The organism is Peristeroidobacter soli (assembly GCF_004138485.1).
GTDB classification, from domain to species: Bacteria; Pseudomonadota; Gammaproteobacteria; order Steroidobacterales; family Steroidobacteraceae; genus Steroidobacter; species Steroidobacter soli.
This window is the reverse complement of record NZ_RYEV01000004.1, coordinates 1070755-1092762: the sequence shown is the minus strand read 5'-3', so window position 1 is coordinate 1092762 and position 22008 is coordinate 1070755. Positions and strand designations below refer to the sequence as shown.

Annotated in this window: 15 protein-coding genes and 1 pseudogene; 13 read left to right on the top strand and 3 right to left on the bottom strand. The window is 62.6% G+C overall.

The annotated features are described in order from the left end of the window. Positions 1-4: 4 nt before the first annotated feature. Entirely contained in the window at positions 5-2266 is a 2262-nt protein-coding gene (locus EKO19_RS20130) for a S9 family peptidase (protein WP_129778230.1), read from the top strand. Here the strand turns inward: EKO19_RS20130 and EKO19_RS20125 are convergent. Further along, positions 2251-3009, bottom strand: coding sequence for an AraC family transcriptional regulator (locus EKO19_RS20125; protein ID WP_217705471.1), 759 nt, complete (start codon positions 3007-3009; stop codon positions 2251-2253). The genes EKO19_RS20130 and EKO19_RS20125 overlap by 16 nt on opposite strands. A 103-nt stretch (positions 3010-3112) precedes the next feature. Between EKO19_RS20125 and EKO19_RS20120 the strand changes: the two genes are divergently transcribed. The 10 genes from EKO19_RS20120 (at position 3113) to EKO19_RS20075 (ending at position 15399) form a co-directional block, all read left to right on the top strand. Continuing rightward, the gene (locus EKO19_RS20120; RefSeq protein ID WP_129778228.1) at positions 3113-4048 is read left to right on the top strand and encodes a proline racemase family protein; all 936 of its coding nucleotides are present in this window, start codon (positions 3113-3115) and stop codon (positions 4046-4048) included. 59 nt (positions 4049-4107) lie between these two features. After that, a complete protein-coding gene (locus tag EKO19_RS39555) occupies positions 4108-4278 on the top strand; it encodes an FAD-dependent oxidoreductase (RefSeq protein WP_129778227.1) in 171 nt (56 codons plus the stop codon). 25 nt (positions 4279-4303) lie between these two features. After that, positions 4304-5500, top strand: coding sequence for a M24 family metallopeptidase (locus EKO19_RS20110; protein WP_129778226.1), 1197 nt, complete (start codon positions 4304-4306; stop codon positions 5498-5500). A 281-nt stretch (positions 5501-5781) separates the two neighbouring features. Next, positions 5782-7155, top strand: a complete 1374-nt coding sequence (locus EKO19_RS20105) for a sensor histidine kinase (protein WP_175597123.1) — start codon at positions 5782-5784, stop codon at positions 7153-7155. Next, the gene (locus EKO19_RS20100) at positions 7152-8363 is read left to right on the top strand and encodes an HDOD domain-containing protein (protein WP_129778224.1); all 1212 of its coding nucleotides are present in this window, start codon (positions 7152-7154) and stop codon (positions 8361-8363) included. The genes EKO19_RS20105 and EKO19_RS20100 overlap by 4 nt, the downstream gene beginning before the upstream one ends. After that, positions 8360-9532, top strand: coding sequence for an HD domain-containing phosphohydrolase (locus EKO19_RS20095; RefSeq protein ID WP_157995350.1), 1173 nt, complete (start codon positions 8360-8362; stop codon positions 9530-9532). The genes EKO19_RS20100 and EKO19_RS20095 overlap by 4 nt, the downstream gene beginning before the upstream one ends. A gap of 86 nt (positions 9533-9618) precedes the next feature. After that, the gene (locus tag EKO19_RS20090; RefSeq protein ID WP_129778222.1) at positions 9619-11553 is read left to right on the top strand and encodes a CocE/NonD family hydrolase; all 1935 of its coding nucleotides are present in this window, start codon (positions 9619-9621) and stop codon (positions 11551-11553) included. A gap of 106 nt (positions 11554-11659) precedes the next feature. Next, positions 11660-12613 carry an AMP-binding protein gene (locus EKO19_RS20085; protein ID WP_157995349.1) on the top strand — a complete coding sequence of 318 codons (954 nt, stop codon included), beginning with the start codon at positions 11660-11662 and terminating at the stop codon, positions 12611-12613. Between the two features lie 126 nt (positions 12614-12739). Continuing rightward, entirely contained in the window at positions 12740-13267 is a 528-nt protein-coding gene (locus tag EKO19_RS20080) for a peptidase associated/transthyretin-like domain-containing protein (protein WP_129778220.1), read from the top strand. A gap of 143 nt (positions 13268-13410) precedes the next feature. Further along, positions 13411-15399, top strand: a complete 1989-nt coding sequence (locus EKO19_RS20075) for an Ig-like domain-containing protein (RefSeq protein WP_129778219.1) — start codon at positions 13411-13413, stop codon at positions 15397-15399. A 2-nt stretch (positions 15400-15401) separates the two neighbouring features. On the opposite strand, the gene EKO19_RS39225 is transcribed toward EKO19_RS20075, so the two are convergent. Together EKO19_RS39225 and EKO19_RS39925 are read right to left on the bottom strand one after the other, a co-directional pair. After that, a complete protein-coding gene (locus EKO19_RS39225) occupies positions 15402-15896 on the bottom strand; it encodes a hypothetical protein (protein ID WP_246038919.1) in 495 nt (164 codons plus the stop codon). A gap of 2127 nt (positions 15897-18023) precedes the next feature. Further along, positions 18024-18359, bottom strand: a pseudogene (locus EKO19_RS39925) (protein kinase); the annotation flags it as partial. Here EKO19_RS39925 and EKO19_RS39220 point away from each other — a divergent pair. Together EKO19_RS39220 and EKO19_RS20065 are read left to right on the top strand one after the other, a co-directional pair. Further along, on the top strand, positions 18240-18785 hold the full coding sequence (locus tag EKO19_RS39220) for a hypothetical protein (RefSeq protein WP_246038918.1): 546 nt from the start codon (positions 18240-18242) through the stop codon (positions 18783-18785). The pseudogene EKO19_RS39925 and the gene EKO19_RS39220 overlap by 120 nt on opposite strands. Positions 18786-18892: 107 nt before the next feature. Continuing rightward, on the top strand, positions 18893-21997 hold the full coding sequence (locus EKO19_RS20065) for a TonB-dependent receptor (RefSeq protein WP_175597122.1): 3105 nt from the start codon (positions 18893-18895) through the stop codon (positions 21995-21997). Positions 21998-22008 lie beyond the last annotated feature (11 nt).

The following is a 22008-nucleotide window of genomic DNA, read 5'->3' as shown; positions in this document are numbered from 1 at the left end:
CGTGATGAAAAGACTCCTCGGGGTGTTCCTGTGCGGTGTCATGTCGGCACCGGTGCTGGCCGATTCATCGTTGGAAACGTTGCTCTCGCGCGCACTGTCCGTGACCCCGGACCAGCTGGAAAAGCTGGTCCGGGGTGAACAACTGACGCCGCAGTGGCGTGCACGCTCCTCGCAGTTCTGGTTCGCGGCGGATCGCGTCGGTGGCGTCGAGTATCTGCGAGTGGATCCGGCGAAGAAGTCGATCGAGCCGCTGTTCGACCGGGCGCGACTCGCGGCCGCGTTCGAGGCGGCGACGGGGCAGGCGAGCCCGGGCGAGTTCGACGATGCCAGCTTCGATTTCGATACAAAGGCGTTCTCGTTCGAGCTACGAGGCGAACGCTGGACGTATTCGACGACGACTCACGAGCTCAGCAAAGGCGTCTCGAACGTCGCTCTGTCGCCGGACAAGCGCTGGCGCGTGCTGGTTCGCGATTACAACCTTTATTTGCAACAGACCGCGAGTGGCCAGGTGCGCCAGCTCACCACTGACGGTTCTGCGCAAACGCCGTATGCGCTGCCCATTCCCAGTCTGAAGGATATGGCCGCGCAAGGAACCTCCACGCCAGTGCTCGATGTGTATGTCGAGTGGTCGCCGGATTCTCAGCGCTTCGCCACTTATCAGATGAATCTGGCGGGAGCGCGGCATCTGAGCGCGGTTCAGTCGACGCCTCCCGATGGAGGGCCGCCGCGCGTATTCGACTATATCTACCCGTTCACCGGTGATGAGCATCTGGCGACGGCACACACCGTCATCGTTACCGCCGCAACGGGCGCGGTGACCCGGGTCGAGTCGCCAGTGAAAGAGATGCTCTACTGGTGGGGTGCACCGGAATTCCATTGGACCCGCGATAGCGGTGCCGTCCTGCAGAGAATTGCTGATCGTGGCTACCAGGCGGTGCGCCTGTACTCGACCGATGCAGCCACTGGGCGGTCGACGCAGTTGTACGCCGACGAGTCCGATCTCTTTGTCGATTTCTATGGGCATCGCTGGACTTATTCGCTCGAGGCGAACGCCGCGTTCTGGCTGTCGGATGATCGGGCGGGTTGGAAACAAGTATTGCGAGTGAGTCCGCGAGGCGCAAAGACCGCGCTCACCTCCGGTAAGTGGACGGCGGTGGACATCGCAGGCAACGATGCGTCAGGCAAGGCGGTGTTCGTCGTTGGCCGCGGGCGGGAGCAGGGACGTGATCCTTACCTGCGCCATCTCTATCGCATCGAGAACGACGGTCGCAAGATGACGCTGCTGACGCCGGAGGCGGCGGATCACGATACGTACGTTTCACCGGATGGTCGCTTCTTTGTCGATAACATCTCGACCATCGAGCAGCCGACCCGCAGTGTTCTGCGCAGTACGCGTGACGGTGCGGTGGTGATGGAACTGCAACGCGCGGACATCAGCGAGCTGACGCAACGGGGCCTGCGACTTCCCGAACCGTTCACGACGCTCGCGGCGGATGGCAGGACGCCGCTGTATGGCGCGACCTACAAGCCTTCGAGCTTCGACCCGGGCAAGCGCTATCCGGTCGTCGAATACATCTATTCGGGACCGCACGCCATCACGGCGCCCAAATCGTTCAAGGATGCCTTGCGAGTGGACGCGGCTTTCTCGATGGCGGAGTTGGGATTCGTGGTCGTCGTGGTCGACGGCCGAGGCACGTCGGGGCGAGGGCGGGCGTTCCTCGATCCGGCCTACAAGAACCTGCATGCCGTGGGTCTCGATGATCACATCGCGGCGATCCAGTCGCTGGCGGCCAAGCGCTCTTATATGGATGCGTCGGCTGTGGGCATCTATGGCTTTTCGGCCGGTGGGTACGATGTGGTGCGCGCGATGACCGAGCGGCCGGATTTCTACAAGGTGGGTGTGTCCGCTTCCGGCAACCACGACAACCGGCTCGATAAAGCCATCTGGAACGAGCAATGGATGGGGTATCCGCTCGGCCAACATTACATGGACAATTCGAATGTGACCTGGGCGCCGAAGCTCGCGGGCAAGTTGTTGCTGGCCCATGGAGAGCTCGATGAGAACGTGCCGCTCGCGGCGACGCTGCGGCTGGTCGATGCGCTGATAGTGGCCAACAAACCCTTCGAGCTGTTGATCGTGCCGAATGGCAGTCACTGGCTGGCGCCGTTGCCTCACTACAATCGCCGGCGGTTCGAGTTCTTCCTGCGTGAACTGGCGAAGCCGGGCACGGCTGCCGGCGCTTCGAGCAGTCAGCTTTCGCCGTGACGCCGGCTTGCGAGCTTGCGGAATTGCAGCGGCGGCAGGCCGATGGTCTGCCGGAACTGCCGCGCGAACGAGCTTTGATCGGCATAGCCGACTTCGAGCGCGATGGCGGCGATGGGCAGGTCGGTTTCGACCAGCCGGTGGCGCGCGACGCTGAGCCGGGTCTTGAGCAACCATTCGCCGGTGGAAATGCCGAACACCCGTTTCATGCGGCGGTCGAGTTGATACTCAGACATCTTCGCCGCTTCCGCCATGTTCGCCACTGTGGTGGTGGCCGAGAGATTGTCCTGGGCCACGGCAATCGCGGCGGCAATGTGCTGAAAATCTTCGGAGCTCACGTCCGGCATCTTCAGGTCCTGCGAGACGCCGACCAGGCCGATGATGGCGTTGCACTTGTCGTAGAGCGGCAGCTTGGTGGTGAGGCACCAGCCGACGTGCCGGTTCTTGTACATGTGCATTTCGAGCAGGTTCACCAGCGAACGGCCGTGCTCCAGCACCGTGCGGTCCTGTTCTTCGTAGTGCTCGCCGAAATCCGCGCCGAACAGCTGCGATGGCGTGCGGCCGATGACGTCGGCCTTCTGCGTCACGCCACAGCGATGCACGAGTGTTTCGTTGGCTTCCAGATAGCGCCCGGCTCGATCCTTGATGAAATAGACAATGTCGGGCAGATGATCGAACAACGTGCCGGCTGTGAACGGATCGCGCAGGCTGCTCAGGAACGAGGCGACTGGCAATGGAGCGTTCACGTAAATGTCATGCCGAAAGGACAGCGTGACATTTACCAAATGCCGGCACGCTTGTCGCGGTCTGCCGGCTGCTTTTTTTCGCCCCGGACTCTGAGGACGCCCCATGCGCTACATTGATTCGCACACCGAAGGCGAACCCACTCGGGTCGTGATCTCGGGCGGGCCCGACCTGGGCGGCGGCACATTGAAGCAGCAGCTCGCCGTGTTTGCGCGGGACTTCGACGACGTCCGGCGTGCCTTGATTCTGGAGCCGCGGGGTTCGGCGGCGCTGGTGGGCGCCCTGTTGTGTCCGCCGACCGATCCGGAATGCGAGGCGGGCGTCATCTTCTTCAACAACGCCGGCTTCCTTGGAATGTGCGGTCACGGCTCGATTGGCGTCGCTGTGACGCTGGCCTATCTCGGTCGCGCTCGCGCTCCGCAGATCAAACTCGAAACGCCGGTCGGCGTGGTGACGTTGCAGATGAATGGTGCCAATGAAGCGACGTTGGAGAACGTGCCGAGCTTCGTGCATCTCGCCGATGTCACCGTCGCCATCGACGGCTATCCGCCGTTGCGCGGCGACGTGGGGTGGGGCGGCAACTGGTTCTTCCTCGTGGACTGGACTCACACGCCGATCCGCCCGGAGTGCATTCCTCAGCTGACTCAGGTGACCCGTCAGATCCGCCGGGCCTTGCGCGAGCGGGGCATCACGGGCGCGAACGGTGCCGAGATCGACCACATCGAACTGTTTTGTTCCGCCGCCGACACCGGCTCGGACAGTCGGAACTTTGTTCTATGCCCGGGGGATGAATACGACCGCTCGCCCTGTGGCACGGGAACGAGTGCCAAGCTCGCGTGTCTCGCCGCCCACGGTCAATTGAAGCCGGGCGAGGTATGGACTCAGGAAAGCGTGATCGGCGGTCGTTTCCAGGCCAGCTATCGGTTGGATGCGGAAGGACGCGTCGTGCCGGCCATTCGTGGCCGCGCCTACATCTGTGCGGAAGGAACCCTGGTGAGAAAGCCCGAAGATCCGTTCCGTAACGGCATTCCTGCCCCGTGAGCTCAATTCGCGCGACGCTGCACCGCTGAGCAAGCACGTCAGTCCACGATCGGGACAGTCTGCCGATCATCGGTCGGCCGCGACGGCTGGGTAACGTAATGATCGCGGCAGGGCATAATACGCTCGGCATGACGCTGGCGCCGGCCACGGGACGCCTGGTTGCCGACCACGTCATGGAACGCGCGCCGTTCATCGATGCGCGCGCATACTCGCCGGATCGCTTCGGCTGAACCTGGATGTTGTTGGGGAGCGCATATGAGCATTGGTGGATCGACAATCGCGGCTGAGCTGGCTGCTCTCAAAGTGGACTTTGCCGCTCCTCCGCCGATCAGCCGCGACGAACGACTGCAGCGGCTCGAACGCGCGCGGCGTCTCACGCGTGATGCCGGTGCCGATGCGGCGATCATCAATGCAGGCGCGAGCTTGCGATATTTCGCGGGCGTTCCCTGGGGCGCCAGCGAACGGTTGGTGGCGATGATCCTGCCGGTCAACGGCAAGCCGGTCATGATCTGTCCCACGTTCGAGAGCGGTTCGCTGGAAGCGGTGCTGGAGATCGAGGCGGACGTGCGTTTGTGGGAAGAGGATGAAAATCCCTTCGCGTTGGTCGCCAGCACCTTGCGTGACGTGCAAGCGAATGTTGTCGCGATCGATCCGGCGCTTCCTTACGAGATGGTCGTGCGCCTCGGCGCCGCCGCGCCGACGCTGAAAAAGCAGGATGGCTCGTCGGTCGTGAACGGTTGCCGCATGTACAAGTCGGCGGCCGAGCTCGCACTCATGCAGTACGCAAAGAACCTGACGCTCGAAGTCCACCGCCGCGCGGCGCGCGTTCTGGCGCCGGGCATCTCGACTGCGGACGTGCGTCGTTTCATCGAAGATGCGCATCGCAAGTTGGGCACCGCCGGTAACACTTTCTGTATCGTGCACTTCGCCGAAGCGACTTCGTATCCGCACGGTTTGCCGGGCGAACAGCAGCTGCGCGAGAACGATATCGTCCTGATCGATACCGGCACGGCCGTGCATGGCTATAACTCGGATATCACGCGCACTTATATCTTCGGCAAAGCGACCGAAGAGCAGCGCCGGATCTGGGATCTCGAACATGAGGCGCAGGCGACGGCGTTTGCCGCCGCACAGCTGGGGGCCGAATGCCAGGCGGTCGATGCCGCCGCGCGCGGGTTTCTCACGCGCGCGGGGCTGGGCCCGGATTACAAATTGCCCGGCCTGCCGCATCGTACCGGCCATGGCATCGGGCTCAGCATTCACGAACCGGCGTATCTGGTGCGTGGAGATCGCACACCGCTCGCGCCGGGCATGTGCTTTTCCAATGAGCCGATGATCGTGATCCCGGGCAAGTTCGGCGTCCGGCTCGAAGATCATTTCTACATGAGCGAGCAGGGACCGAAATGGTTCACGCAGCCGCAGGCCTCGATCGACGCGCCGTTCGGCCGATGAACCGCCCGGGTCCGCGCGGTCCGAATCGCCGGCGCGCTGAAGAGATAACCCTGATAACGACCCTCTGAGGGCGCGCTGGCGGGAGGGAACGACAAATCAGGGAGAGCCTGCGTGTTGACTTGGAAACGGGCGTAAGCTGATCCGCGGCCGGCCCAGGCTGTTGCGCCGCAAGTCGGCGCGGAGATTAGTTGACATTCCGTATTCAGTTCCGGAGTGGCGTCTGCCGATACCGTCGAGGAATGGCAGGCGCAGTCGGACCTGTCGACACTACAGGCCGGTCCATGTCAATCAGCGAAGACTTGTTGCTTGCGCAGCGACGATTGCAGCAGCTGCAGGCGCAGCTCGAAACACAAGTCGCGGCGACGAATCAGGTCAGCGCCGCCTTGGAGCTGCGCAATGCCGCCCTGAATGCGTCCACCACGCACTTCATGATCGTCGACGCGCGACAGTCGAGGCGACCCATCGTCTATGTGAATTGGGCCCTGGCATTGGCGCATGGCTACCGACATCCCGAGGACCTGATCGGTCGCAGCGTGACGGTGATAGCGGATCGCATCCTCGATCCCGCCACTCGAGACCAGCTCCGGCGCACGTTGGACGAGGGGCGCCCGGCGGCGCTCGAAACCCAGTTCGCCCGCGATGACGGGTCGACCTTCTGGGCGGGTTTCACGACCACGCCACTCCGCAACGAAGCAGGCGAGATCACTCACTACGTCACGCTCGGTGCGGACATCTCCGCGCGCCGCGAACGTGACGATATGGAACGCGCTCTGCAACGGCGGCTGCAGATGGAAATGAGCGAACGCGAGCGGGTCGAAGTGGAGCTTCGGCTCGCGCAGAAGCTCGAGTCGATCGGCCGTTTCGCCGCCGGTCTCGCCCACGAGATCAACACCCCCATCCAGTACGTGGCTGACAGTGTCCATTTCCTGCAGTCGGCCTTTGCCGACCTGGCGAGCTTGCTGCAGGAATATCGAGCGGCGGCACACGATCCGCGCAGCGCTTCGAGCGCAGATGCCCGGGACCGTCTGACGGCGCTCGAAACCGCCTGCGACTTGGATTTCCTTTCCGAGGAGGTGCCGAAAGCCTTTGTCCGCTCGCTCGAGGGGACCGAGCGGGTCGCGTCGATCGTCCGCGCGATGCGCGAATTCGCATATCCACATGGCGAAGAACACGTCGCCGCGGATCTGAATCACGCGATCGCCACTACCCTCACCGTGGCACGCAGCGAGTACAAGTATGCCGCTCATATCGATCTTCAGCTCGGCGAACTGCCGGCGGTCGTTTGTAACCTGGGCGAGCTGAACCAGGTGTTCCTCAATTTGATCGTCAATGCGGCGCACGCCATCCAGGACTCCGACAAGGATGCCTGCACGGGCCGGATTACGATCACGACGCGAGCGCTCGGCGAGCGGGTCGAGATCGCCATCGCGGACAATGGCTGCGGTATCGCCCCCGAAAATCTGGACAAGATTTTCGACCCGTTCTACACCACCAAGGAGGTCGGACGCGGCACCGGACAGGGGTTGGCGATCGCCCGTTCCATCGTGGTGGATAAGCACGGCGGGCGAATCGAGGTGAGCAGCACATTGGATATCGGCACCCGCTTCGCGGTCCTGCTTCCCGTGCGCGGCCGCGAAGGCAAGGTCGCCGCATGAAACGAGTGCTCTTTGTCGACGACGAGCCCGCGTTGCTCGATGGATTGCGCGGCAGATTGCGCGGGCTGCGCTCTCGTTGGGAAATGATATTCGTGGAAAGTGCGTCGCGAGCCATCGCGGAGATGGAACTGCGGCCAGTGGATGTGCTCGTGTCCGACATGCGGATGCCCGGGATGGACGGTGCGCAGTTGCTTTCGATCGTGCGCGATCGCTGGCCGGAGACGATCCGCATCGTGTTGTCCGGCCACGCCGAGAACGAGCAGTCGAAACGCCTGTTGACGCTCGCGCATCAGTATCTTGGTAAACCCTGCGAGGAGAACCAGATCGAAAGCGCCATGGAGCGGTGCCTGCAGATGCACGAGCTGCTGACCGATTCCCGAATGCGGGCAAGCGTGGGACACCTCGCGCGCTTGCCGGCGATCCCGCGGATCTTTGCCAAGCTGCATGCCGCGTTGCTGAAACCCGATGTATGTGTGCGAGAAGTGACCGACATTGTCCACGAGGACCCGGCCATCGCCGCAAAGGTACTGCAGATGGTCAATTCCGCGTTCTTTCGCGTGACACGCCGGATCACGCGTATCGACCAGGCGATCAGCTACCTCGGCTTCAACGCCATCCGTACCGCGGTGCTGTCCGTCGAGGTTTTTTCCTTGTGGCAGCCTGGAGTCATCGTGGCCGGCCTCGAGCCGGAACGGCTGCAAGCGCGCGCTCATCGAGTCGCGGCGGCGGTCAGCGCGCTCTCGCACGGAACCGCAATGTTCGACGACGCCTTGCTGGCGGGGCTGTTTTATAACATTGGCTATCGGGTGCTCTTGCAGGAGCGGCCGGAGGATCTGGCGCGGGCGAGCGCTGAGGCAAGGGCTCGAGACATTCCACTGCACGAGGCCGAGCGCAGGGTCATCGGCGCATCGAATGCGGAAGTCGGCGCATATCTGCTCGGACTGTGGGGCCTGCCTTACGCCGTCGTCGAAGCGATTGCATTTCAATACGAGCCCGAGAGGTCAGGCGCGAGGCAGTTCGACGTGCTCGCGGCGTTGGTCACCGCGGAGCGTCTGGTCATGGCCGAGGATCCGCTCATCGTGGGCATTCCGCATCACGCGTGCGCGGCATTGGACGATCGATATCTGCAAATGCTGAGTGCGCCATTCGACTGGTCCGAAGCACAACGGCGCGTGTCGACCGATCAAACCGGAGGCCTGGTGACGTGACCGACCAACAGCGACGGCCGATCGTTCTGTGCGTTGACGACGAGGCTCGGGTAGTGGAGAGCCTGGCACTTTCATTGCGCAAGGCCTATGAGGTGCACACTGCCGCCAGCGGCGAGGAGGGGCTGCGCAAACTCAAGGAATTGCCGGGGGTGGCGGTCGTCGTGTCGGACATGCGCATGCCCGCGATGGATGGCGCCACGTTCCTGAAGCGGGTGATGAGAGCGCAGCCGGACGTGAGCCGCATCCTGCTGACGGGCGATCCCGGGCGCGACGCGGCGGTGCTGGCGGTGAATGAGGGACAGATCTTTCGCTTTCTCACCAAGCCGTGCCCGCCCGATCAGCTGAAAGCCGCCATCGATGCGGCGGTGATGCAGCATCGATTGATGCATGCCGAACGCTCGATACTCCAGGAAACATTGATCGGCTGCATTCGAGCGCTGATCGACGTGCTGGCCATCACCAATCCGGTGGCGTTCGGCCGGGCGAGCCGCGTGCGGCGACAGGCGATGAGTTTTGCCGCTGAGCTCGGCTGCCCGGATTTCTGGCAGCTCGATGCGGCATCGATGCTGTCGCAGCTCGGCTATCTGTCCTTGCCCGTGGAGCTGGTCGAGAAACTGTACTATGGCGAACGGCTCACGTCCGAGGAGCAAGCCCTGGCGGACGCAGTTCCGCACGTTGCCAGCAAACTGCTCGGGCACATTCCGCGTCTCGAGCCCGTCCTGCAGATTCTGGCTGCACTGAATGCCTCGGATGCTGAACTACGAGTGCTCGGCGAGGGCACGATCGGCCTGGGCGCCCGGATCCTGGCCCTGGTGCTCGACCATGACAGCCTGGTCGCCCAGGGGCATGGCTGCGATGTCGCCATGCAGGCCGTACGCAGCAGGGCTGCGCGCTACGGCGAGTCATTGATCGAAAGGTTCGCCGCATTCCTCGGCGCCGCTTCCGGCAGTCGCGAGATTCATGAGCTGCCGCTGCGGCTGGTGCAGCCTGGCATGACCCTCATGGAAGACTTGAGAACCCAGATGGGAACGTTGCTGGTCCCTCGTGGCTTCGAGATCACGCCGACGTTCCTCGAACGGCTGCGTAATTTCGGCTCCGGCATGCTGGCCGAGAAAATCAAAGTTCTGGTGCCGGCACCGCAAGCAGGGGCAGGCTCCGTGGCGGGATGAAATGACTGTCACCCCGCTGTCATCCGCCGAAAGTCGTCTAGAATTCCTGCACGGGGTTGGCCGTGAATTCAAAGGACTCAGCGCGGATGAAGCTCAAATTCGAGTGGATCGTCGCCGCCGCTCTAGTGGCGGGCACAGGAACCGGAATGGCGTCGGAACAGCCCGCGCCGCCGGCGGGGGATATTCCCGCTGAGTTCAAGCCGCCGATCGAGGCGCGCAACTATGTGAAGCGTGAAGAGATGATTCCGATGCGAGACGGGACCAGGCTGTTCACGGTGATCGTGATTCCCAAGGGCGCCAGCAACGCGCCGATCATCCTCACCCGCACGCCGTACAACGCGGCCGAGCGGGCCAATCGGATGATCAGTCCCAATATTCTCTCGACGCTGCCACTGGCCGACGAGCAGTTCGTCGAGGCAGGTTATATCCGTGTCTACCAGGACGTGCGGGGCAAGTACGGCTCCGAAGGCGACTATGTCTTGACCCGGCCGGTGATCGGACCACTCAACGACACCAAGGTCGATCACGTCACCGACGCGCACGACACCATCGCTTGGCTGGTCGACAAGGCCAACCTGCCCGAATCAAATGGCCGCGTCGGCATGATCGGCTCGTCGTATGAAGGCTTCACCGTGGTCATGGCGCTGCTCGATCCGCATCCGGCGCTGAAAGTGGCGGTGCCGGAAAGCCCGATGATCGACGGTTGGATGGGCGACGACTGGTTTCATTACGGCGCGTTCCGTCTCGCCAACATCGGCTGGATCGGCACGCAGACCGGCTACAAGTCTGCGGGCAAGAAGCCGGGCACGGGCATCTACGATCACTATGAAGAGTTTCGGCGCATTGGCGGCGCCGATGAGTGGGCGAAGCAGTCCGGCTTCGATCAGTTGCCGGCGTGGCAGCGGATGGTCGCGCATCCTGCGTACGACGAATACTGGCAAGGCCAGGCGCTCGATAAGTTGCTCGCCGCCAACCCCTCGAACATCCCGACGCTTTGGGAACAAGGGTTGTGGGATCAGGAAGACATGTACGGCGCGATCACGGCGTGGCAAGCGCTGCAGGCCAAAGGAAAGACAGGAAACAACTTTCTCGTGATGGGGCCGTGGCGTCACAGCCAGATCAATCGCGAGGGCCGGTCGCTCGGGCCGATGCTGTGGGAAGGCGATACAGCCGCACAGTTCCGCGAGCAAATGGTATTGCCACTGTTCAACCAATATTTGAAAGACGGCCCGGCCGTGAAACTGCCCGCCGCGACTCTTTACAACACCGGCGAGGATCGCTGGGAGCGATTCGCCAACTGGCCGCTCGCTTGTGAGCAAGGCTGTCCGTCACCGCTCAAGCCCATTTATCTGAAAGCGAATGGCGGCCTGGGCTTCGACAAGGACGCCGCGGGTGCAGACAGCTATGTTTCCGATCCGGCCAAGCCGGTGCCGCATTTGCCGCGGCCGGTGAACTTCGACGACGGTCGCTGGGGCGACTGGCTGTTGAGCGATCAGCGTCACGCAGACGGCCGTCCCGATGTGATGACCTATCAAACGCCCGTGCTCACCGAGCCAGTGCGTCTGTCCGGCGCGCCGATCGCGGAATTGTTTGCCAAGACCACCGGCACCGATGGCGATTTCGTGGTCAAGCTGATCGATGTGTATCCCGACGAAGTGGCGCGCGATCCGAAGATGGGCGGCTATCAACTGGCGCTCAGTCTGGATATCTTCCGCGGCCGTTATCGCGACAGCTTCGCCAGGCCGAGCGCCATCCCGGCCGGGAAAACCCAGCGCTATCGCTTCCGGCTGCCGGTCGTGAACCACGTGTTCCAGCCCGGGCACCGGATCATGGTGCAGGTGCAGTCGTCGCTGTTCCCGCTCTACGATCGGAACCCGCAGAAATATGTCACCAACATCTTCCTGGCGAAGCGCGAGGACTATCAAAAAGCAACCGTGACCCTGGAGCGGGGCGGTGCTTCGGCCAGCGCGGTGTGGCTGCCATTGGTGCCAGCCGGCACGGGAGCCGTGGCGCAAAATTAAGCATCTGTCATCCCGGGGCCGATTGGTCGGCCTCGCAACCCGCGTCTTACCTGGTAGCCAGGCACCAGGTAGGCGCGAAGATGACGCAAGCGCAGGTGAAATGAGCATGTCGAGCACGGTTCTCGACATGCTCAGTGCGATCAGCGGCGTGTTGCCCGCGATCGACGATGGGTCGCTTCGACTCAGCTACGCTGATGTGCAGCGCTCGGTTGCAGCAGAGCGGCGCTGGTTCCAATCCTTGAAAGTGCGTCGCTGCGCACTGCTCGCCGAGAACAGTGCGCGTTGGATTCTCAGCGATCTGGCGCTGCTCGCCAGCGAGGCCGTGAATGTTCCTTTGCTCCCCTCTCTTGGCCACGAGCGAGTGGCGCAGGTGCTCGAGGACGCCGGCATCGAGTGGGTCCTCACGGATTCGGCCGAACGATTCACTCAGGACCACCCGGCATTCAGCTACGTTGCGACTTCGCATCGAACGGGGCTGGCGCTGCTACGCCGTGACGACCCGCCGGCCGCGACCAGCTCATGGCCCAAGGGCATCAGCAAAGTAATCTATCCCTCGGATCGGCCCCAGGGGGTGTCTTTGAAACACAATGCCGTTCAAGCCGTGACGGATTCTCTGGTCGCCGATATCGCGGGACTCGGCGTTCAGACGCACTTGTGTCTGCTGCCGCTGGCGGACCTGCTGGAAAACATCGTCGGCGTGCATGTGTCGCTGACGATGGGTGCCAAAGTGATCGCTCGCCCGCGTCACACGATGGGCGTCAATCACACCAGCTTGAAATTGCCGTTGCTGCTACAGGCCATCGACGCGGCGTCGCCCGACAGCATGGTGCTCACGCCGGAATTGCTTCATGCGCTAGTTGCTGCCATTCGCGACGGCTGGCGAGCGCCGGAATCCGTGAAGTTCATCGCGGTCGGCGGCGTGGTGTCCCCTGAGTTGTTTCAAGAGGCGCGACACGCCGGCCTGCCGCATCGAGACGCCGAAGTGCGCTCCGTCGATCTCGGCGCCATCGATGCCGGCCGCTTCGTCTACCTGCGCGATCCTGTCAGGAATGTGAGTTGAGCTGCCGCTGGATGACGACTACGTCATGAATTTGTGAGGAAATCGTTGACGTAGTCAGGCGCGCGCGGCTAGCGTCCTCCGCCCGTTGCTAAACGGCTAGAAGAAATAACACTCGGCGGAGGACGTATGAGTCGAAACGGATTGGTTCGGAGCGCGGTGGCGTTCGGTATTCTGGGAGCGAGCCTGTTTGCAGGCGGCTGCGCCTCCATCGTCAACGGCGGCAATCGTGAGATCTCCATCGCTACCCAGCCGCCCGGCGCGACGGCGTCGGTGCGCAAGAGCGGCGGCGGCATCGCGGATGTCGTGGCGGTGGAAAAGACCCCGTGCACGATTTCGCTCGACCCCAAAAAGAGCTACTTCTCGGGCCAGAGCTATACGCTGCGGCTGGAATTGCCGGGCTACAAGGTCACCGAGGTCGAGCTGACTCCGAAGATGTCCGGCTGGTACTGGGGCAATCTGCTGTTCGGCGGCCTGATCGGCATGCTGGCGGTGGATCCGGCAACGGGCGCCATGTGGAACATCGCGCCGGAGAAGATCGATCGCAAGCTGACCGGCGGCCAGGCCGAGCTGATCAAGAACAACAACGGCTTCGTGGTCGTGCTCGAGTCCGAGCTCACGCCGGCCGAGCGTCTCTCCATGGTACGGGTGAATTGATTTCCTTTGTTTGTATGGGGCGGCGACCGCTTCCGGTCGCCGCTCCGACCTGCGAGCTGAAATCGTAGGTGTTTCGCTGGCTGAGCTTGCGACTTTCTTGCAGTATTTTGTGACCCAGCACCTGAGAATGTGTAGGGGGGGTCATGAAGAACGCCTCGAAGCAGACGTTGGTGAACCACGCGTTGATTGGGGTCGTCGTACTGAGTCTGACGGGGTGTGGCGGCGGAGGTGGGGGCGGCGGCCGCGCTTCGAATGCACCTCCCGCGTTCGGGCCACTGGCATTCTCCACGAAACAGAACACGGATCTGCAGGGCCAGGTGGCCGCGACCGATCCCACTGGCGAGGCGCTCACCTTCTCCGTCGTCGCGAATCCCGGCAGCGGCACCCTCGTCAGCTTCAATCCCGCCGGTGCCTTTGTTTATCGGCCTTCGCAGAGTTTTCTCGGCGACGACAGTTTTCGGGTTCAGGTGAGCGATGCGGGTGGCAACACGGTTGCCGGCGTCGTCAACATCAACGTGCATCCGAATCGCGCTCCCGTGGCAACGAACGACGCCTTGCGCGCGGACGGCGCGGCACTGGCGAATGTTACCGTTTTAGCGAACGACACCGATGCGGATGCCGATCCGCTCACCGTGACGATTGAAGAGGGGCCGCTCGCCGGGACTGCGACCGTCAATGCGAATGCCTCGATCAGCATCGGCGCGCTGCCGGCGGGCTTCAAGGGCGTGACTCGTTTCAAATATCGCGTGACCGATTCGAGCGCCGCCTCGGCCATCGGCATCGCCGCGGTGTTCGTCGGCGTCGAGCCGTTTCGCGTCGTATTCGCGGGCGATCCGGCGGCGAATGGTTCTTCTGAAATCTATCTCAGCGATTTCATTTCCGCTCCCACCGTGCTGACGGCCGCGACCGAAGGAACCATGCGGCTGCGTGGCTTCGCCGCGTCCCGGAACGGCACGACCGTCGCTTATCGACGGGAAGATCAAACCAATGCCGCTCGAGTCGATCTTGGGTTCGTGCGCACCACGGCGCCGGTTCAGAGAGGCGCGGTGCCGTTGCCGGCGGGGGCGACGTTGCCGCTCGATGCGAGCAACACGGATCAGTTCATTGTCAGCCCTGATGGGCAGTGGATTGCGTTGGTTGCACGGGTGGGAAGCGTCGACGGTGTGTATGTTTTCAACGCCGCGACGCCGGGCGCGCTGGCCCGGGTGAGCCCGACGAACGCCGTGTTCGCCAGCCGGCTGCGCTTCTCGAACGACTCGCGTTTGTTTTTTCTTGCCTCTCCCGTTGCGGGCGGCGGTACCAAGTCGCTCTACACGGTGACCCCGGCTGGTCCCAGTACTACGGTTGCGGTTTCGGCGCTCAGCGATCCGGCGACGTCGGATGACGTGCTCGATTACTCGATCGCCGCGAATCAATCGTCGATTTTGATTCAGGCGAATCGTGCCGGACGGCAGGGGCTGTTCTTTATCGATGCGCGCCAGTTGCAGACGGAATTGCAGGTGAGCCACACGCTGGCGTTCGGCGAAACGATCAGCGCGAGCACGGTTTCATTGACGGGGGGCACGATTGGCGGAGCTGTCGGGCAGCGTGTGGGTTACACCGTTCGCACGGCGGCGCTGGCGACGCGAGCTTACGTTGCGGAGGTGTCGGCGACGCCCAATCCGCGTGAAGTGGCGACTTCGGCGGAGGTCGTTGGGCTGCGGCCTGACGACGGTGCGTTGTTATATGCGAGGAGCGGTCAGATATTCGAGCGGGATCTCGTCGGCGGGTCTGACGCGATGGTCGCGGCTGGCGGTACGGCTTGGTACGACTCGACGGGAAACATCGTGCTCGTACAGCAGGCACAGTTCTCCGGTCTCATTCCTTATCCTGTGCTCGTTGTTACGACGCGTGGTGCGTTCGGCACGACGCAGTCTGTTGGTACGCCGGCGCAGGCGGCTCGTCTCAGTGAGGTGAGTGGTTTCGACCGAGGCGTCGCTGTATTGGCCGAAGGTCCGCCGGGCGGCTCTGCGCCTGCCCGGGCGCGCATCGCTCTGGTGAATGGACTGGCGCCGGATCGATTGCTCTATCTCGCCGATTTCGAATCGCCCCTGCAGCTCAAGTCGTCTCCGGCGGAGGTCGTGGCTCGCTGACGTCACTGCTCGATCGTGCGGACCGCGACGCCGTCGCGGGTGTATTGGAAACGCAGTAGCCACACGCGGGAGTCTTCCGTGTCTGCCGGAACGAATTGCCATTGCCTCGCGGCCTGGTCGGAGAGGCGGGCGAAATATTTGCTCGGGCCGGGGTTGTCCATCAGGACGCCGACGACATTGCCGTTGGGATCCACGAGCACGCGCACCGTGACGTAGACGCGGCCTTGGATTTTGTTTTGGATTTTTGCTGGAACGGTGGGGAGGACTTCGCTCAGTACGTTCGCTGCTGGTGGCTGGGCGGATTGTTTTGCCGGCTCCGCCGGTTGAGAGGGCGTCGGTTCAGGCTTGGCTATCGGCTGGGTTGCTGATTGTGCTGGGGGCGTGGGGTTTTGGATGGCGGTTGTTTGCGAGGGCGGTTCAGATTCATTCGCGAACCGAGATCCACCCCAGATCGCGAGCAATAACAACAGGGCAGCGGCTATGCCCGATACGAACAAACGCCACTTCGGCGCGCTAGTTCGCGCCTCTTCTGGAGTCGCCACCGGCGTGATTGGTTGCGAAGCACTCGGTGCTGGCGGTGACGATGCGCGTGGTCGCGAGGTGCTCTGCGGTTGGTGCTGCGGAGTGATCTCTCGCAATGCTCCTGGCATTGGCTGAGACGGCGCGCTTACTTGCGGAGTGCTCGGGTCCGGCGGAGACGGAGCGCTCGCTTGCGAACTGCTCGGGGTTGGCTGAGGTGAAGCGCTTGCTCGCGAAGTACTCGGCGACGGCTGAGGCGGAGTAATTTCCCGCGACACCCCTGATATTGGCTGCGACGGCGCGTTTACTCGCGAAGTGCTCGGTACTGGCTGGAGCGGTGCGCTTGCGTGTGAAGTGCTCGGTGTCGTTTGAGGCGGGGCGCTCCCTTTAGGGATACCAAGTGCCGATTGAACAGGAGCGACTTCGCGTACGGTCTTGAGTACTGGCTCAGGCGGAGTACCTGATTGTGTGGCGCCCGTTATCGATCGCAGCGGAGCGCTTGGTCGCAGGACGTCGATCTCCGGCTGAGTGGCGGTGTTTACCTGCGTACTAGTGGATGTCGGCTGACTCCGAGCGGTCTCGCGTACGGCTTCGGTTGCCGGCTGAGGCCGAACGGCCGTTTTCGCGGCGTTGGGAGTCGATTGAGGCGGAGCGATCGATTGCGAGATGCCGGGAGTCGATTGAGGCGGAGCGACCGATTGCGAAGTGCTGGGTGTCGATTGAGGCGGAGCGACCGATTGCGAAGTGCTGGGTGTCGACTGAGCCGAAGCACCCGTGCGCGAGGCGTCGGGCGCCGATTGAGACGATACGCCTGTTGGTGAGGCAGTCGGTGTCGGCTGAGTTGAAGCGCCTACTTGCGAAGCAATCGACGTCGCTTGAGCCGCGGTACTCGCGTGCGAAGCGTTAGGCACCGGCTGAGATGGGGGGCTTGGTGGCGAAGAAACGGGCGTCGATTGAGACGAAATACTTGCTGGTGAGGCGGTCGGTGTGGAGTGAGTGGGAGCGGTTACTCGCGAATCAATCGACGTTGCTTGAGCCGCAGTACTTGCGTGTGAAACGTTGGGCACCGACTGAGGTGGAGTGCCTGGTGGCGAAGAAACGGGCGTCGATTGAGACGAAATACTTGCTGATGAGGCGGTCGGTGTGGAGTGAGTGGGAGCGGTTACTCGCGAATCAATCGACGTTGCTTGAGCCGCAGTACTTGCGTGTGAAACGTTAGGCACCGGCTGAGGTGGAGTGCTTGGTCGCGAGGCAATGGGTGCCGGTTGAGACGAAACGCCTGCTGGTGAGGCACTCGGTGTCGGCTGAGTTGCAGCGTTAACTTGCGAAGTAATCGACGTCGACTGAGCCGAGGCGCTTGCGTGTGAAGCGTTGGGCACCGGCTGAGGTGGAGAGCTTGGTCGCGAAGCAATGGGAGCCGATTGAGATGAAGCGCCTGCTGGTGAGGCACTCGGTGTCGATTGAGCTGCAGCGTTTACTCGCGAAGCAATCGACGTCGACTGAGCCGTGGCGCTTGCGTGTGAAGCGTTGGGCACCGGCTGAGGTGGAGTGCTTGGTCGCGAGGCAATCGGTGCCGGTTGAGGCGGAACGTCTGTTCGTGATGCTGTCGGCTGAGCCGAGGCGTGTGCTCGCGAAGCAATCGACGTCGGCTGAGCCAGGCCGTTAGCTTGCGAAGAGTTGGGCACCGACGGTGGTGGAGAGCTGGGCCGCGAAGCACTCGGCGGTGCCGCTTGAGTGGCAGCAGCATGCGAAGTGCCGGGCGATGGCTTTGGCGCAGCCGTCGCCTCTGAGGAAGGCGAGGGAAGTTTATATTCAGCTCTGAGCTCGATGACCGACGGGCGGTCCGCGACCGACGGGGCCAAGCAGCGACTCACGGTCTCCACCAGCGACGCCGGCAAACCACTCGGCAACCACGCCATATTAAATGAGTGATCGCCCGCGATTAACACCCGCCGGGAAAGCGCCTCGACCAGCGTCGCGCCGAGGCTCCAAACATCGCCGGCGGTCGAGCCGCCAGGGTCGTCGCGGCGAATCGTATCGCTGGCTAGTTTGAGCTGATCCCCGACGGCCAGGAGATTCGACGGCCGCAGCCGGCCATGAATCAGTTGCCGCCGATGCAGAAACGTCAGCGCGTCCAGAACGGGCGGCAATAACTCCAATGTTTCTTCCGCGCTCAGCGCCCGCCGACGAAGGATCTCGGCGAGCGTCTGGTCGCCATATTCCATCACGACAAACAGATAGTCCTGCCCTGCGAACTGCCATCGACCCACCTCGAAAAGTTGCACCAGATGAGGATGGGACAGCGCCATGGCCGCTTGCCAATGCACCAGCAGAGTCTTCGCCTGCGACGCATCCGCGCGCACGAATTTGATCGCGGCCTCGGCGAGATTCTTGGCCTTGTGCTCGGTGAGAAAGACTGCAGCGTGGTCCGAGCCGCCCAGATGACGCCGCAAAGTAAAGCGGCCGTCGACGATCTGGTGCTCCCATGTCGTCCAGGCGGTGCCGAGTGTTGTGGGTTTCGGTTCAGCGCTCATCCGTCTGATATTCGGTCCGGACACAGATTGGATTCGACCTTTATCTCCTTGATTTTGATTCATTGGTTGCGAGCCATATCTGCTAATCGCCCGAGCGACGGTCGCGATCAAATCAAACTGAACGTGGTGAAAGCGCCACGTGTATACAACGAACCGATTTGTTACGCCCCGGAATGGATACAGCAATGCGCTGGTTTCGTGCGTGTTTTTTTCCGATTTATCACTTCATGCGACATCAAGCAATCTGGCTTTCATTCGATAAATTGCAGTTGTATGCTCGAAACACGCTTTGATGCGTCCGTGCAACGGCTTCCGTCCGGCACCGGCCAGTAGATGAGGCAAAAGTTAAGGGGGAGACACCGGTAGCGGAGATTCCAATCGCGTCAGCGCGGATGCGGATGGGGCGCAAAAAACCAACATCTCTTACGGAGGAGCAGTCGATGTTGATAAGAAATTCACTTGCCTTGGCCGTGAAGCACGCGCTTTCGGTCAGTGGGACAGCAGCCGATCCTTCTCAAGCGGGGCGCCGCAGTGCCAGTCGGCTGGCCGGCGCGCTTGCCACCACCCTGATTGCCACCACGCCAGCGGCGTTCGCCCAAAGCACGGGCGGCAGCGTGTTTGGCCAGGCGACCTCGGGAGACACCGTCATCGTCGAAGGCGAAGGGACCGGGTTCCGGCGGGAAATTCCCGTGGGTGCCGATGGTTCGTATCGAGTGCCCGCGCTCTCGCCGGGCAGATACAAAGTCACATTGCGCCATCAGGATGGCACGACGGTGATCCGGGACGGCGTGCTGGTCAGCGCCGGCACGGGTACGCCAGTGAGCTTTGTAGCGACGACGAACGCCGGCTCGGCGCAGATGGAAAACATCGTCGTCACCGCCGTGCGCGTCAACCCGATCGATGTTTCTTCCGTGGAATCGGTGACAGTTCTGTCCGCCGATCAGCTGTCGAAGATCCCGGTCCTGCGGGATCTCACGTCGGCGGCGCTGCTGGCGCCTGGCGCGGTACGCGGCGACTTCGCATTCTCGGAGGGTAAGCTGCCGTCGTTCGGCGGCTCCTCGGTCGCGGAGAACCAGTACTACGTGAACGGCTTCAATGTGACGAACTCGTTCCGCGGTCTGAATTTCTCCCGGATTCCGTTCGAAGCGATCGCCGAGCAGCAGGTGAAAACCGGCGGCTATGGCGCGGAGTTCGGCCGTTCGCTGGGCGGCGTCGTCAGCCAGACGACCAAGCGCGGCACCAACGAGTTCGAGTCGGGGTCCAGTGTCTATTGGTCGCCGGCGGCCCTGCGCAGCAAGACCAAGAACTACATGTACTCCAACCCGCTCGAGCCCAGCAGCTTCGGCACGGTACGTTCCATCAACTCCGAGGAGGAGACCGGGGAGTGGACGGCCAATGTCTGGGCGAGCGGCGCGCTGATACAGAACAAACTGTTCGCCTATGCGTTGATCGGCTACTCCGAGCACGATCAGGACCGCTGGGGCAACGTCACGCAGCCGGCCAATGTCAGTCAGAACACCGAAACGCCGACCTGGCTGGTGAAGCTCGACTGGCACATCAACGACGCCAACTCGTTCGAGCTGACCGGCTTCTCCGACGAGGACGAGACCACCAGCAAGGTGTATCTGAACACGCTCGGCAGCGCCAACCGGCTCGGCCTGATCGGCACGCAGTATGAAGAAAGCGGTGGCTTGAATGTCGTGGGCAAGTACACCAGTTACATCACCGACAATCTGACGGTGTCGGCTTTGTATGGTCACGGCGAGTACTCGCGAGGTCTGCACCTGACGACGGCCGATGGGCGACGCGTGGCCTACAGCGGCGATCTCAACACGCCTGCGACCGGCTGTCCCGTCATCGTCGACGCTCGTCCAGCGGCGCGACGTGCGCTCACCGGTACGTATGCGAGCAGCTGCACGGTAACGTCGACCTTCGCGAGTGCGGGCAGCATCGAACGCCAGGATGCGGGCGATGAGCGCGATCAGTTCCGCGTCGATGCCGAATGGCAGCTCGGCGCTCACCTGGTGCGCTTCGGCTACGACCTGGATGACTTCGAGTCGGTCGCGGGCGAATCGATCGAAGGCGGCCGGCAGTGGCGTTACTCGACCAACTCGGCGGGCGCCGACGTGGTGCGCGAGCAGATCGTGAATCAGGGCGCCACCGTGGAGGTCAAGCAGCGCGCGTTCTATGTCGAGGACAATTGGAACATCACCGATCGATTCCTGTTCTCGGCGGGTCTGCGCTGGGACAGTTTCGAGAACCTGAACGGGCAGGGCGAGACCTACGTCGAGATCAACAACCAGTTCGGTCCGCGACTCGGCTTCTCCTGGGACGTGAAGGGCGACTCGTCGATGAAGCTGTACGGCAACGCCGGCCGCTATGCGTTGCCACTGACGGCAAGTGTCGCGATTCGCGGCGCGAGCGCTTCGTTGTTCACTCGCGAGGACTACACATTCAGCGGAGTCGATCCGGCCACGGGTGCGCCCACCGGGCTGACCTCGCTCGGCACGTTCCGCTACATCAACGGTGAGTTCGGCGAAGGCAAGAACGCCAAGACGATCGCTTCGAAGAATCTGGATCCGATGTATCAGGACGAGTACATCCTCGGCGCGCAGATGCGCATCACCAATCATCAGAACATCGGTGCGCGTGCCATCTATCGCGAGCTGAAGGCCGCCATCGACGACAACTGCGACTACAACCCGATCCTGGAGGCGGGCGTGGCCGCCGGGCTCGATCCGGACCAGTTCGTGCTGCCGAACAACGGCTTCCCTTATTGCCGCATGTTCAATCCCGGCGAGGATGCCGTGTTTCTCACGGACTTCTATGGCAACGGCACGCTGACCGAGACCACCATCGACGGCGATCTGTTGTCGCCGAAGGCGCGTCGTACCTACAAGGCGCTGGAGTTGTTCTGGGACGGCAATTGGGATCGGACCTTCGTGCAGGCGTCCTATACGCTGGCCTACAGCAAGGGCAATACCGAAGGCGGCGTCAAATCCGATATCGGTCAGGACGACACCAACGTCACCCAGGACTTCGATTACAAGGAGCTGGCCGTGGACTCGTACGGGTATCTGCCGAACGACCGCCGTCATGCCTTCAAGGTGTTCGGCAGCTATGCGCTGACCGACGAAGTCTCGGTGGGTACCAATCTGGCCGTGCAGTCCGGCCGGCCGAAGAACTGTCTGGGCGTGCTGTATCCGTATCACGGCGGCATTCACCCGTACGGTTCGTCGTTCTTCCGCTGTGGCACGACGGTAGCGGGCGGTCGCGATGGTCCGTCGGAGCCGAAGCCGCGAGGGACGGCGGGTCGTCTGCCCTGGACGTATCAGGTCGACCTGAGCTTCGCGTACTCGCCGCGTTGGGCCGAAGGATTGATCGCCAAGATGGATGTGTTCAACGTCTTCAACCAGCAGGAGGAGACCGCGGTGGAAGATCGGGCGGAGGATGCCGCCACGGGCACGCCGGCGAGCACGTATCTCGTGCCTCGGTCGCTGCAGCCACCACGCGAATTCCAGTTCTCGCTGGTTTATAACTTTTGAACGAGGGGAAC

Excerpts from the sequence above, each read along its gene's own strand:
- EKO19_RS20130 (WP_129778230.1), top strand. The coding sequence starts at position 5 with ATGAAAAGACTCCTCGGGGTGTTCCTGTGCGGTGTCATGTCGGCACCG.
- EKO19_RS20120 (WP_129778228.1), top strand. The coding sequence starts at position 3,113 with ATGCGCTACATTGATTCGCACACCGAAGGCGAACCCACTCGGGTCGTG.
- EKO19_RS20110 (WP_129778226.1), top strand. The coding sequence starts at position 4,304 with ATGAGCATTGGTGGATCGACAATCGCGGCTGAGCTGGCTGCTCTCAAA.
- EKO19_RS20105 (WP_175597123.1), top strand. The coding sequence starts at position 5,782 with ATGTCAATCAGCGAAGACTTGTTGCTTGCGCAGCGACGATTGCAGCAG.
- EKO19_RS20100 (WP_129778224.1), top strand. The coding sequence starts at position 7,152 with ATGAAACGAGTGCTCTTTGTCGACGACGAGCCCGCGTTGCTCGATGGA.
- EKO19_RS20090 (WP_129778222.1), top strand. The coding sequence starts at position 9,619 with ATGAAGCTCAAATTCGAGTGGATCGTCGCCGCCGCTCTAGTGGCGGGC.
- EKO19_RS20085 (WP_157995349.1), top strand. The coding sequence starts at position 11,660 with ATGTCGAGCACGGTTCTCGACATGCTCAGTGCGATCAGCGGCGTGTTG.
- EKO19_RS20080 (WP_129778220.1), top strand. The coding sequence starts at position 12,740 with ATGAGTCGAAACGGATTGGTTCGGAGCGCGGTGGCGTTCGGTATTCTG.
- EKO19_RS20075 (WP_129778219.1), top strand. The coding sequence starts at position 13,411 with ATGAAGAACGCCTCGAAGCAGACGTTGGTGAACCACGCGTTGATTGGG.
- EKO19_RS39220 (WP_246038918.1), top strand. The coding sequence starts at position 18,240 with ATGCACCAGCAGAGTCTTCGCCTGCGACGCATCCGCGCGCACGAATTT.
- EKO19_RS20065 (WP_175597122.1), top strand. The coding sequence starts at position 18,893 with ATGTTGATAAGAAATTCACTTGCCTTGGCCGTGAAGCACGCGCTTTCG.